Genomic DNA, 12,609 nt, shown 5'->3' on the forward strand with positions numbered 1-12,609 from the left:
TGAGTCGTATGAGGGGGATACTCGCCCTTGTCGCGGCGGCTGCCACCTGCGCCGGCATCGCCGGCACCATGGCGCAGACGCAGGACGAGAGCGAGCGTGAAATCGAACGCTACCGGGCCATGATCAACGATCCGATGGCCAATCCGGGATATCTCGCCGTCGATCGCGGCGAAGTGCTGTGGGCACAGGCCCGCGGCACCAAGGCTGTGTCGCTGGAGACCTGCGATCTCGGCGAGGGGCCCGGCAAGCTCGAGGGAGCCTATGCCAAGCTGCCGCGCTATTTCGCCGATGCGGACCGCGTCATGGACCTCGAGCAGCGGCTGCTTTGGTGCATGGAGAAGATCCAGGGCCTCGATACGGCTGATGTGATTCGGCGCCGGTTTTCCGGGCCGGGACGGGCCTCCGACATGGAGGATCTCGTCGCCTTCATCGCCAACAAGTCGAATGGCACGCGGATTGAGCCGCAGACGGCCCATGCGCGCGAGCGTGAGATGCTCGCGATGGGCGAGGCGCTGTTCTACCGGCGGGCCGGCGCCATGGACTTCTCCTGCGCCACCTGCCACGCAGAGCCGGGCAAGCGGATCCGTCTGCAGGGTCTCCCGGATTTCTCCACGCCTGGCAAACAGGCGCAGGAGACGATGGGCTCCTGGCCGACCTACCGCGTCTCGCAGAGCGCGCTCAGGACTATGCAGCACCGCTTGTGGGATTGCTTCCGCCAGCAGCGCTGGCCGGAGCCGGCCTATGCGTCCGACGGCCTGACGGCTCTCCAGATGTTCCTCAATGTCCAGGCGGCGGGCGGTGAAATCACCGTTCCCTCCATCAAGCGCTGATAGGAGGGCCCCATGGTCTCGTTCTCATCGAAACTGTTCCGCACCCTGCTCGTCTGCGGCTTCGCCGTGACCGTCTCGTCGGTCGACGCGCAAGACCGTCCGCCGGTCGATCCCGCCAAGGTCGATGCGCTGATCCAGGGCATGTTCACCCGCGTCTCGCCGGAATGGCGGGCCCGTGCCGTGCTGGACGACACCCAGCGCGCCTGCACCGAGCGTCGCAACCAGGTTTCCGGCGCCGAGGCGGATGCCATTCAGGCGCGCGAGCGCGCGAGCGTGGTCCTGCCGCCGGACGGCAACTTCCTCGGTGATTGGCGGAAGGGCTTCCAGGTCGCGAATAACGGTCGCGGCTTGCAGTTCTCCGACCCGGCCGGCACGGTCGCCGGAGGCAACTGCTACGCCTGCCATCAGATGAGCCCCAAGGAGGTCAGCTACGGGACGCTCGGCCCCAGCCTCGCCGGCTATGGTCGCGAGCGGAACTACGACCCGGAACTGATCCGCGACGCCTATATCAAGATCTTCAACGCACAGGCGGCCGTCGCCTGTTCGAACATGCCCCGGTTCGGCTCGTCGAAGGTATTGACCATCGACCAGATCAAGGACGTCCTGGCCTATCTGTTCGACCGCCAGTCGCCCGTGAACCAGCCCTGATCGAGACCCGCCCATGCGCCTGATCCGCTGGCTCATCCTGTTGACATCGCTGGCTGCCGGAACCGCGGCAAGTCCCGCCTATGCGCTGGAATTGTTGATGTTCGAGCGGGCGGGATGTCCCTGGTGCGTCCGCTGGAACCGGGAGGTCGCACCCGCCTATGAAGCGTCGGAGGAGGGACGTATCGCCCCTCTCCGACGTATCAACATGGACCGGGGGCAGCCGGCGGGATTGGCACTCAAGTTGCCCGTCCACTACTCGCCCACTTTCGTCCTCATGCACGAGGGCCGGGAGATCGGGCGCTTGATCGGCTACATTGACGCGTCGACGTTCTGGGGCTTGTTGACCAAGATGGTGCGTGATCACCGCGAACGATCCGGGTCGGCTTTACCGCTGATGCCGGTGCATGGAAGGCCAGGATGAACGAGACGATCGTCCCGAAATCGATCGAAGATGCGTTGCGCGACGGCGAGGAGTATTCCCTCGAACTCGAACAGCTCATGCGAAACGCGCGTGACGCCAGCGATTTTCTCAAGGCGCTCGCTCATGAGAGCAGGCTGCTGCTGCTGTGCCTGATTGCGGAAAAGGAACGCTCGGTCGGCGAACTCGAGACGATCCTGTCACTGCGCCAGCCGACCGTGTCGCAGCAACTGGCGCGGCTGCGCTTCGACGGCTTCGTAACGACGCGCCGGGAAGGCACGACGGTCTATTATAGCCTCGCCAACGAAAACGTTCGGCAAGTCATCCGTGTCGTGTACGATATTTTCTGCAACAGCGGCCCCAAGGCTGCGTTGTGCCGACCCGGAACACCGGGCGCACCCTAACGACAAGGGCGCCGTCCAGACGCGCCCATGGGAGGATGGATGCAAGGGCTTGCGGCCAGCACCGTGGGGCTTATCGGCCTCGCTGTCGGCCTCGCCTGCGGCTTCACCGTGCAGCGGGCGAAATTGTGCACCTTCGGAGCGGTCGAGGACGCGCTGGTTGGTGGCAACTGGCGGCGGCTGCGGGCATTCGGTCTGTCTCTCGCGCTCGCGATCCTCGGCGTGCAGGCCCTTGTCGTTTTCCTCGGCTTCGACCCGGGAACCACCACCTATGTGCCAGCCCGCCTCGCTCTCGCAGGCACGCTGGCCGGCGCGATCCTGTTCGGCCTCGGCATGGCCCTGGTCGGCACCTGCGCCTTCGGCTCGCTCGTGCGTCTGGGAACGGGTGACCTGCGCAGCCTGGTGACCTTGCTGGTCTTCGCGGTCCTCGCCTATGCCATCCTGCGTGGCACCCTCGCCGGCCTGCGCATCGGCACGATCGAGGCGGTGGCCATTTCCCTCCCGTCGGGTGCAATCGGCTCCTATCCCGCTCTGCTGGACGGCTGGATCGGGCCGCTCGCGGGCCAATTCGTCGGGCCGGTGATCGCAATCGCCCTCATCGCCGCGGCCTTGCGGGACGCGCGCCTGCGCCGGTCCCCCCGGCTCGTCACCGCTTCCATCACCCTCGGCCTCGGCGTCGTCCTCGGCTGGGCGGTGACCGGCCCCCTGGCCGATCCCTTCGCCGATCAGATCCGGGTGCAGAGCCTGACATTCGTGGCGCCGGTGGCGCGCGCCCTTTTCGCCCTCGCCACGGGTGAGGGCGTGCTTCTCGACTTCGGCGTCATGAGCGTCTTCGGCGTCATGGTCGGCTCGGCCACCGCGGCGATTCTGGCGCGCGAGTTCCGCTGGGAGGCCTTCGATGACCAGCGTGAGATGCGCCGTCACCTGACCGGCGCCGCTTTCATGGGCTTCGGCGGCGTGCTGGCTGGCGGCTGCACGATCGGCCAGGGTCTCACCGCCGGGTCGTTGCTGGCGGTGTCCTGGCCGGTGGCGGTGATCGGCATGGTTCTCGGCGCGCGGATCGGCATCGCGATCCTGCTTGAGGGATCGATGCTGGAATGGCTGCGGGCCCTCCTGCGCCGTGCCGATCGCCGCCGGTCCGCTGCCGAGTGAGGGTCAGGCCGCCGGGATGAAGCGGTAGGCAGCGCCGCTCTGCTCGACGCGGCCGAGCCCACCGCGCGGCAGGTGGTAGGCCGCGAGCGGCAGTTTGTCCGACACGAGTTTGCCGAGGAGGCGGCGGCGGCTGGCTGCGGCGGTCGGACCGTCCTGGTCGAAACCGGCCGCCCAGTCCGGCCGCGCGAAGGACAGGACCGGGTGGGTCAGAGCGTCGCCGACCACCACGAAGGGCTCTCCGCCGACCCTGACCTCGAAAGAGACATGGCCGGGCGTGTGCCCGGCTGTGTCGATCGCCGCGATGCCCGGAACGGGTTCGTCACCCGGCCGGAAGCGCTTGAGCTGCGGTTCGAGAGCCTTCAGCACCCGCTGCGCACCGGCGGCGAAGGCGTGGCGATCCTCGGGCAGCCGCGAGAAGACCCCCGGATCGAACCAGAAGTCCCATTCCGCCTGGGCCAGGTGGTAGACGGCATTGGGACAGGCCGGCGTGTCGAAATCGTCCAGCGCTCCCCAGAGATGGTCGGGATGGGCATGGGTGAACAGCACATGCTTGACCTTGGCAGGGTCGATGCCGGCGCTTTCCATTGAATCGGGCAGTCGGCCGGTCGTCGGCAGGAAGTTCCGGCCGGCCCCCGAGTCGAACATGATGAGATCGTCACCGTGACGGAGCACCGGGACGTTGAGCCCATTGGTAACCTCGTCGGTGGGCAGGCCGGCCGAAGTCAGCAGGCTCGTCACCTCGTCGCGCGGCGCGTCCCGTGCCAAAAGGCTGCCGGGAAGCGTGATGCTTCCATCGGTGAGGATCGACAGTTCGGCACGCCCCATCATTGCCTTAGCGATCTGCGCCTGGCCTGGCCGGGTCGCAGCCATCAGCCCGGCCGTCGCGCCGAGCAGGGTTCGCCTTGTGAGCCGCATATCCGTCCTCCCGTGTTCTTTCCCACAGGGTAGCGGATCGCAGATGCATTCGCATATCGAAATATATGGGGCTGGCCGGCCCAGGGTCGGATCGCGCCAAGCCCGTGCCCCGCCGAGCACGGTCGGCAGCCGCAGCCGCGGCAGCCGCAGCCGCGGCCGCCGCATCTCTCGATCAACCGTGGCGTCGTGGGTTGAGCCCTATGTCCCTGATCGCGACCGCGCTATGCGCTACGTCAGAGGGCGAGGCCGAGGCCGATCAGGTGGTCGGCACCGGCGCGCACATGGTCCTTGTTGCGCACCTCGAGAATGAGTCGGGGGTTGCTGGTGAGCGTCTCTAGCGTCCGGAACAGTTGCGGCCAAACGATCGTGCCTTCGCCCGGGTTCCAGTGGCGGTCGGCGTAGCCGTCCGAATCCTGCAGGTGGACGTGGTTCAGCATGTCGCCGGCGGCGGTGACATAGTAGTCGACGGGCGGCGCGCCGTTGCTCGTATGGGCGTAATTGGCATGGCCGGTATCGATGGACACGCGAACGGCGGGGCTGTCGAAAGACCGGGCGAGCGCGACGCGATCAGCGGGATCACAATCCTCGATGTTCTCGATGACCAGGACGACGCCCATGTTCTCGGCGCGGCGTACGGCTGCGGCCAGCGTGTCGTGCGCCCGCTCGACGACCTTCTGGCGGGCACCAGGATTGTAGTCGAGATTGTTGTGGTCCCACGTCGTGTAGGGCGAGTGGATGACCATCTGGGTTGCGCCCAGCGCCGCGCAGACATCGAGGCCCTGCTCCATGCGCCTGGCGACGAGGGCGCGGACATCGGGGTCGAGGCTGGCGATGCTGAATCCCCAGAACGGCCCGTGAATGCCGAGCCGGCCGCTATGGCCGTCGAGTTCCTTGGAAATGGCCTCGGCGAGGGGTTTCCAGTCACCGTTGAGCACCTCGGCCCAGAAGAAGTCCTGCACTTCGAGGTCCCGCTGGCTCTCGATGATCCAGGAACGGTGCTGGCGCAGGCCCTCGAGAGGGAGAGCGACGCCGAGAACGGGAAGGGACATGGGAAGGATCCGGTGGGAAGCGGCCGTCGGGCCTGGGACGACTGTGCTCATGTCCCGCCCGCGCGACAGGACGATGACGCAGCGTCATCGCCTGGTGCGACGGTGTCCGCCGACGCGGCATGACGTGTGTCGGCTAGAAGATGCTGTATCCGCCGTCGATGACGAGCGTCTGGCCGGTCATATAGGAGGACGAACGGCTCATCAGGAAGACCGCCATGCCGCCGAAATCGGCCGGCGTGCCGAAGCGGCGCACGGGAATGCGTGGCGCGACTGCCTTGACGAATTTCTCGTCCGCCAGAGCCGCGGCCGTCATGTCGGTCTCGATCCAGCCTGGCAGGATGGTGTTCGCAGTGATGCCGTGGCGCGCCAGTTCCACCGCGATGGCGCGGACGAAGGCGTTGAGGGCGCCCTTCGAGGCTCCGTAATGCTCATTGTAGGCAGCGCCCTCGATGGATGCGACCGAGGAGGTCGCGATGAGCCGGCCGTAGGGGTCGCCCGCCTTGGCGCGCGCCACCATGTGGCGGGCAGCGAGCTGGAAGCAGTGGGCGACGCCCTCGACATTGGCGGCCATGACGGCGCGCCAGTCGTCCATGTCGCGGTCAACGAAAGGGCCCTTGGTCCGGCCGGTGATGCCGGCATTGGCGAAGAGGCCGTCGACCCGGCCGAATTCGGCGAGGGTGGCGGCGAAGGCCTCCTCGACCGACGACCGGTCGGCGACGTCGCAGAACCTGGCGGAGACCTGTCCGCCGGTCGCCTTCAGGCGGGCGACCGCCGCTGCGTTCTTGTCGGCGTTGCGGCCCCAGATGGAGACGGCGCAACCGGAGCCGGCGAGCGCCTCTGCCATGCCGAGCCCGATGCCGCCATTGCCGCCGGTGACGATGGCGACGCGGCCGGAGAGATCGAAAAGGGACGGCATGGTTGCTTCCTCGCGCGCGGCGGACCAGCGACATCGGACATGCCTGCCGGCGGCGCCGTCAATTCGGCCGAGCGGAAGAGGCCGCGTCCCGTCGTCAGCGCGCCGCGAAGGCCGCAGGATCGCGCCGGCGCATGAGCCAGAGGACCAGCGTCGCCGCCGCCACCATCCAGACCTTGCCGAGGACGAGGCCGGGCAGCAGGCTGACCGAGCCGAAGGCGAGCCAGAGGAAGAGCGTCGAGTCGATGATCGTGCCGACGAGGCTCGAGGCCCAGACGGCGGCGATGAGCCGCTTCTTCGCCAGCGGCGTGTAGACCGCAGTGTCGGCGAGTTCGGAAAACAGGAAGGCGGCGGCCGAGGCGAGAGCGAGGGCAGGGGACGCCACCGTCCAGGACAGGGCGGCGCCGGCCACGATGCCGCCGAGCGACCAGAGCATGCCGAGCCGGCGCTGGACGAGATCGCGCAGCACCAGAGCGAGGCCGATCATCAACACGCCACTCGGCGCCATCAGGCCGAAGCCGACGGGGATGAGGCAGGGGCCGTTCGGAACACAGACAGTGCCAGCGTTGCTGATGAGCCAGTTGGCGGCGGGAATGGTGGCAATGAAAGCGGCGAGGGCGAAATAACCGAGCATGACCGGATGCATTCTGATGGCGGGAGGGGGCCTCCTTAGCGCCCTCGGCGCAAAAGGTCACCCCTTCGCAGCAGCGCGTCGCGGCTTTGCGCCGCGGGACGGTGACCGGAGAACCCAAATGGCCTAAACGAACCGCATGAGCGTTTCGACACCTTCCGTCGCCACCGTCGAGGCCGGCCGCGGGCTGCGCCGCCGTCTGGACGATTTCGGGGCCACCTTCGCCGGGTCGGTCCGTCGGCTGTTCCGCCCGGTCCGGCCGGGCGCTTCGCCCTCGCTGCGGATCTTCCAGAGCGGGGCCGAGCGGTTCTGCGCCGGGCTTGTCGCGCTCGCCTTGATCCTGGCCGGCATGGCCTATCTCGATCCCTACTTCCAGGGCGTTCGCGCCTACACCTCGGGCGCCGCTGCCGTCGTCTGGGAGGTCGTCACCGATATGGGGAAGTCCAGCTGGGTGCTGATCCCCAGCGGTGTGCTGATCCTCGTGATCTTCGCGGTCGTCAAGCCGGTGCGTGGCTTCGCCGACAAGGTCATGCTCGCCCTGGCCGCGCGCCTCGCCTTCGTCTTCATCGCCGTCGGTGGTTCGGGCCTCATCATCACCATCGTGAAGCGCATCATTGCCCGCGGGCGGCCGCGCTATTTCGAGGAGTTCGGCGCGCTTCACTTCCAGTTCCCGAGCTGGCAGTCGTCCTTCGCGAGTTTTCCCTCAGGCCATTCGCAGACGGCCTTCGCAACAGCCCTGGCTTTCGCGGCGCTGTTCCCGCGCTGGCGCAACGGCTTCATCGCCGCAGCGGTCGTCATCGCTTTCAGCCGTGTGGCGGTGGACGCCCACTATTTCACCGACATCGTCGTCGGCTCGCTGTGGGGCATCTGGTTCACGGTGATGACGCGCGAGTGGTTCGCGCGCCGTGCGCTGGTGTTCACGCCGGGCCCCGAGCGCAGGCCCTTCCCGATGTCGACCCGACGGGTCCGGCAGGCGCTCGGCCGGATCGCCGGGCGCCTGCGCGGCTGAGGTCAGCCCACCGCCTTGATGCGTTCGAACCCCGCGGCGAGGTCAGCCTGCAGATCGGCGACATCCTCGAGACCGATCTGGAAGCGCAGGGCCGTGCCGCCGGGATTCCAGGTGGTCGCGGTGCGGTAGGGCGCGCAGTCGAAGGGCACAACGAGGCTCTCGTAACCGCCCCAGGAATAGCCCATCCCGAACAGTTCAAGGCCGTCGAGGAAGGCGCCGAGCTGCTGTTCGGACAGCGGATGCAAGATGACCGAGAAGAGACCCGACGCGCCCTTGAAGTCGCGCTTCCAGATGGCATGGCCGGGATGGGAGGGGAAGGCGGGATGCAGCACCGTCTTGACCTCGGGACGCTCCGCCAGCCAGGTGGCCATGGCCATGCCCTGGCGGTTCGCCTCGTCGAGGCGCAGCTTCATGGTGCGCAGGCCGCGCAGCGCGAGGAAACAGTCCTCCGGTCCAGCCCCGATGGCGGTGAGGTCGAAGGTCTCCTTCAATGCCGGCCAGGCGCGCTCATTGGCCGTCACCAGGCCCATGAGAATATCGGAGTGACCGCCCAGATATTTCGTCCCGGCCTCGATGGCGATGTCGACGCCGCGCTCGTGCGGCGGAAAATAGAGCGGCGTCGCCCAGGTATTGTCCATGACGACCAGGGCGCCCTTCGCATGGGCGACCGCGGCGATGGCGGGAATGTCCTGCATCTCGAAGGACTGCGACCCCGGCGCCTCGGTGAAGACGACGGTGGTATTCGGCCGCATCAGCGCGCCGATCCCGGCCCCGATCAGCGGGTCATAGTAGGTCGTCTCGACGCCGAAGCGCTTCAGCACGCCCTCGGCATATTGCCGGGTTGGGCGATAGACGGAATCGGTCACCAGCATGTGGTCGCCCGCCTTCAGGCAGGACTGCAGCGCGACGGCGATGGCAGCGAGGCCGGAGGGGACCAGCACGGTTCCGGCGGCACCCGACAGGTCGGTCCAGGCCTCCTCAAGAGCGCGGGTCGTCGGCGTGCCTTTGGTGCCGTAGACATATTTCTGCCGTCGGGCCTTCAGCTCCTCATAGGTGGGGTAAAGGACCGTAGAGCCGCGGTAGATCGGCGTGTTGACGAAGCCGAACTGCTCGGCCGGCTTGCGACCGCCCAGAACGAGCCGCGTGCGCTCCGACAGGCGCTTGGGATCGGAAGGGCCAGCCATATCTGCCTCGAATTGTTGGGAAAGTGGGCGAATTGAAAGATTCTGTCCCAGGGTTGGAAGCGGCATTTCCACGGCGAAATGGGCGTCCGTCAAGCCCTTGACCCCGCCCACGAGATGGCCTGTGATGCAGAAATGCGGTGTCTTCGGGGTAAACGTCCACGATGACGGTGCCTTCAGGGTGCCCGCACAGGACAATAAACAAACCACATTCAGAGTGGGAAAGGCTGCCACCATGAAACGTATCGTCTCCACCCTCGCGCTTGGAGCGGCACTGGGCTTCGGTACCACGGCCGCGTTGGCCCAGGCTCCCTCGACGCTTCGCAACATCCAGAACAAGGGCTTCGTGCAGTGCGGCGTGACCCAGGGTCTCGCCGGCTTCTCGATGCCCGACAGCGCCGGCAACTGGACCGGCCTCGACGTGGATCTTTGCCGCGCAATCGCGGCGGCGATCTTCAACGATCCGACCAAGGTCCGATTCTCGCCGCTGTCCGCCAAGGACCGGTTCACGGCACTCCAGTCCGGCGAGGTCGACCTTCTGTCGCGCAACACCACCTGGACCCTCCAGCGCGACACCTCGCTCGGTCTGAACTTCGCCGGCATCAACTATTATGACGGCCAGGGCTTCATGGTCCGCAAATCGCTCAACGTGAAGAGCGCGCGCGAACTGTCAGGCGCTTCGGTCTGTGTTCAGACCGGCACAACGACGGAGCTCAACGTCGCCGACTTCTTCCGGGCCAACAATCTCAAGTACGAGCCGGTCGTCTTCGCCAGTGCCGATGAGACGATCAAGGCCTATGATTCCGGCCGCTGCGATGTCTTCACGACGGATGCGTCGGGCCTCTATGCCGAGCGCGTCAAGCTCGCCAAGCCTGACGATCACGTGGTTCTGCCGGAGATCATCTCCAAGGAGCCGCTCGGCCCGGTGGTCCGTCATGGTGACGACCAGTGGCTGGACGTCGTGAAGTGGGTCCATTTCGCCATGGTGACGGCGGAAGAGCTCAACATCACCAAGGCCAATCTGGACCAGATGCTGCAGTCGACCAACCCCGAAATCCGCCGTGTTCTCGGCGTCGAGGGCAATGGCGGCGAGGCCCTGGGTCTGACGAAGGACTGGGTCGTCCGCATCGTTCGCCATGTCGGCAATTATGCCGAGATCTTCGACCGCAACGTCGGACCGTCGACGCGCCTCGGCATCTCGCGCGGCCTCAACGCCCTGTGGACCAAGGGCGGGCTCCAGTACGCTCCGCCTATCCGCTGAGCGCGCTTAAAAAAACGGCGCCTAGCGACTAGACACGATCATCGTCCCGGGTCCACGATCCGGGACGTTCATCCGGCGAAGACAACCGCCTTCCAATGAGAAGGCACTCGCCGGGCCAGAGCAGGGGATGGCGAACATGACGGACGGCATAATGCCGGCTCGCGGGACGAGTGCGCCAAAAGTGGCGTTCTTCAATGATCCGAAGACGCGAAGCCTGATCTTCCAGGGGCTTGCCCTCGCGCTTCTGGTCTTCGTCATCTTCACGGCCGTCACCAACGCCGTGACCAACCTGCGCAACCAGAACATCGCCGGCGGCTTCGGCTTTCTCGATCAGACCGCGGGTTTCGGCATTTCGCAGACGCCGATCCCCTGGTCGGAATCGATGTCCTACGGGCGGGCTTTCCTGATCGGCCTGCTGAACACGCTTCTGGTGGCGATCGTCGGGATTTTCTTCGCGACCATTCTCGGTTTCATCGTCGGCATCGCCCGGCTGTCGCCGAACTGGGTCATTTCGAAGATCGCCTATTGGTATGTCGAGGTGATCCGCAACCTGCCGCTGCTGTTCCAGATCCTGTTCTGGTATCTGGCGGTGCTCGCGTCGATGCCGACGCCGCGCAATTCGCATTCGCTCTTCGGGCTGTTCTTCGCCAACCAGCGCGGCATCACCGTTCCCCGGCCGATCTTCGAACCGGGCTCCGGCTATATCGGCATCGCCCTCGTTCTCGGCATCGTCGCCGCCTTCGTGGTGCGGTCCTGGGCCTACAAGCGGCAGGCGGCCACCGGCCAGCAGTTCCCGGTGGCGGCGAGCATGGCGGTGCTCATCCTCGGCCTCCCGATCCTTGCATATCTCCTCACCGGCAGGCCGGTATCCTTCGCGTACGCCGAGCAAGGCCGCTTTAATCTGACCGGCGGCATGACGCTCATTCCCGAGTTCGTCGCCCTGACCGTCGCCCTTGTCGCCTATACCGCGGCCTTCATCGGCGAGATCGTTCGCGCCGGCATCCAGGCCGTGAGTTACGGCCAGACCGAGGCTGGCCGCTCGCTGGGGCTGGCCGAGGGGCGCATCCTCAACCTCGTCGTCGTTCCGCAGGCGCTGCGGGTGATCATTCCCCCGCTCACCAGCCAGTATCTGAACCTCGCGAAGAACTCCTCGCTGGCCGTTGGCATCGGCTATCCGGACATGGTTTCGGTCGGGGGAACCATCCTCAACCAGACGGGGCAGGCCATCGAGATCATCGCCATGTGGATGGGCTGCTATCTGACGATCTCGATCGTCACCTCCATCTTCATGAACTGGTACAACCAGCGCATCGCGCTGGTCGAGCGGTGAGGGCGCGGCCATGAACACGTCCTTCACGCGCTCCGACCTGCTTCAGCCGCTGCCGCCGCCGGCAAGCCTCGTCGGCCCCTGGGGCTGGGCGCGCGCCAACCTGTTCTCCAGTCCGCTGCAAGCCCTGCTGACACTGGTCGGCGGCTATATCGCGGTCATGCTGATCTGGGGGTTCGTCGACTTCACGATCATCCGCGCCGTCTGGACCGGTGCCGACCGCGACGCGTGCATCGACGACAAGGTCGGCCGTTCCGTCGGCGCCTGCTGGCCCTTCGTCTGGGCCAAATTCGGCCAGTTCATGTATGGCTTCTACCCGGCCGAAGACCGCTGGCGGGTCAATGTGACCTATCTCGTCGCCGTCGCTCTTCTCATTCCGCTGCTCATCCCTTCGGTGCCGCAGAAGCCGCTGAATGCCGTGCTCTTCTTCGGTGCCTTCCCGATCCTGGCCTTCAACCTTCTGTATGGGGGGTCGATCATCAATCCCTGGCTCAGCGTCGCCGGCTGGCTGGCGATCCTCGGCGGCCTGACGCTCGTCGCCGGCTATCTCATGAGCCGCGTCGAGGGGCCGCCCAATCTCGTCTTCCTGCAATGGGGCGGCGCAGCGGTCGCCGTCGGCATTCTTCTTCTCCTGCTGGTGCGCACCGGCCTCTTCGCGGCCCCGGCGCTCCCGATCGTCGAGACGCGTCAATGGGGCGGGCTTCTCGTCACTCTGGTGGTGGCGACGACCGGCATCGTCGCGGCGCTCCCGATCGGTGTCGCGCTCGCCCTTGGGCGGCGCTCGAACATGCCGATCATCCGCCTCCTGTCGGTGGCGGTGATCGAGCTGGTGCGCGGCGTACCGCTCATCACCGTCCTGTTCTTCGCGACCTAC

The 12,609-nt window shown here is 66.5% G+C and carries 14 protein-coding genes; 9 read left to right on the forward strand and 5 right to left on the reverse strand.

The genetic code is table 11. The features are described 5' to 3' along the window. Window positions 1-8 precede the first annotated feature (8 nt). From soxA to Q8O26_RS09855, 5 genes are read left to right on the forward strand one after another with little or no spacing between them, the layout of a single operon-like run. Entirely contained in the window at window positions 9-830 is an 822-nt protein-coding gene (gene soxA, locus Q8O26_RS09835; protein WP_371134516.1) for a sulfur oxidation c-type cytochrome SoxA, read from the forward strand. Between the two features lie 12 nt (window positions 831-842). Next, window positions 843-1,478, forward strand: coding sequence for a sulfur oxidation c-type cytochrome SoxX (gene soxX, locus Q8O26_RS09840; protein ID WP_305575332.1), 636 nt, complete (start codon window positions 843-845; stop codon window positions 1,476-1,478). A 13-nt stretch (window positions 1,479-1,491) separates the two neighbouring features. Further along, complete coding sequence (locus Q8O26_RS09845) at window positions 1,492-1,899, forward strand: thioredoxin family protein (RefSeq protein ID WP_305575333.1); 408 nt, start codon at window positions 1,492-1,494, stop codon at window positions 1,897-1,899. Further along, window positions 1,896-2,300: a helix-turn-helix transcriptional regulator gene (locus Q8O26_RS09850; protein ID WP_305575334.1), complete on the forward strand. Its 405-nt coding sequence runs from the start codon at window positions 1,896-1,898 to the stop codon at window positions 2,298-2,300. Before Q8O26_RS09845 ends, Q8O26_RS09850 begins: the two co-directional genes overlap by 4 nt. 39 nt (window positions 2,301-2,339) lie before the next feature. Continuing rightward, complete coding sequence (locus tag Q8O26_RS09855) at window positions 2,340-3,449, forward strand: YeeE/YedE family protein (protein ID WP_305575335.1); 1,110 nt, start codon at window positions 2,340-2,342, stop codon at window positions 3,447-3,449. Window positions 3,450-3,452: 3 nt separating this feature from the next. Here the strand turns inward: Q8O26_RS09855 and Q8O26_RS09860 are convergent, their stop codons facing one another. The 4 genes from Q8O26_RS09860 to Q8O26_RS09875 form a co-directional block, all read right to left on the reverse strand. Next, window positions 3,453-4,364 carry an MBL fold metallo-hydrolase gene (locus tag Q8O26_RS09860; protein ID WP_305575336.1) on the reverse strand — a complete coding sequence of 304 codons (912 nt, stop codon included), beginning with the start codon at window positions 4,362-4,364 and terminating at the stop codon, window positions 3,453-3,455. A gap of 233 nt (window positions 4,365-4,597) precedes the next feature. Then, window positions 4,598-5,413 carry a sugar phosphate isomerase/epimerase gene (locus tag Q8O26_RS09865; RefSeq protein ID WP_305575337.1) on the reverse strand — a complete coding sequence of 272 codons (816 nt, stop codon included), beginning with the start codon at window positions 5,411-5,413 and terminating at the stop codon, window positions 4,598-4,600. 133 nt (window positions 5,414-5,546) lie between these two features. Continuing rightward, complete coding sequence (locus Q8O26_RS09870) at window positions 5,547-6,329, reverse strand: SDR family NAD(P)-dependent oxidoreductase (RefSeq protein ID WP_305575338.1); 783 nt, start codon at window positions 6,327-6,329, stop codon at window positions 5,547-5,549. Window positions 6,330-6,423: 94 nt separating this feature from the next. Beyond that, complete coding sequence (locus Q8O26_RS09875; protein ID WP_305575339.1) at window positions 6,424-6,960, reverse strand: VUT family protein; 537 nt, start codon at window positions 6,958-6,960, stop codon at window positions 6,424-6,426. 136 nt (window positions 6,961-7,096) lie between these two features. Here Q8O26_RS09875 and Q8O26_RS09880 point away from each other — a divergent pair, with 136 nt between their 5' ends. Next, window positions 7,097-7,966: a phosphatase PAP2 family protein gene (locus Q8O26_RS09880; RefSeq protein ID WP_305575340.1), complete on the forward strand. Its 870-nt coding sequence runs from the start codon at window positions 7,097-7,099 to the stop codon at window positions 7,964-7,966. Between the two features lie 2 nt (window positions 7,967-7,968). Here the strand turns inward: Q8O26_RS09880 and metC are convergent, their stop codons facing one another. Next, the gene (gene metC / locus Q8O26_RS09885; RefSeq protein WP_305575341.1) at window positions 7,969-9,150 is read right to left on the reverse strand and encodes a cystathionine beta-lyase; all 1,182 of its coding nucleotides are present in this window, start codon (window positions 9,148-9,150) and stop codon (window positions 7,969-7,971) included. A gap of 232 nt (window positions 9,151-9,382) precedes the next feature. On the opposite strand from metC, the gene Q8O26_RS09890 reads away from it, so the two are divergent. The 3 genes from Q8O26_RS09890 to Q8O26_RS09900 all read left to right on the forward strand — a co-directional run. Next, window positions 9,383-10,408, forward strand: coding sequence for an amino acid ABC transporter substrate-binding protein (locus tag Q8O26_RS09890; RefSeq protein WP_305575342.1), 1,026 nt, complete (start codon window positions 9,383-9,385; stop codon window positions 10,406-10,408). A gap of 136 nt (window positions 10,409-10,544) precedes the next feature. Beyond that, window positions 10,545-11,738: an amino acid ABC transporter permease gene (locus Q8O26_RS09895; protein ID WP_305575343.1), complete on the forward strand. Its 1,194-nt coding sequence runs from the start codon at window positions 10,545-10,547 to the stop codon at window positions 11,736-11,738. Between the two features lie 10 nt (window positions 11,739-11,748). Beyond that, on the forward strand, window positions 11,749-12,609 hold an 861-nt coding region (locus Q8O26_RS09900; RefSeq protein WP_305575344.1), incomplete at its 3' end, for an ABC transporter permease subunit.

This window comes from Phreatobacter sp. (assembly GCF_030691135.1).
In the GTDB taxonomy this organism is placed as follows: Bacteria; Pseudomonadota; Alphaproteobacteria; order Rhizobiales; family Phreatobacteraceae; genus Phreatobacter.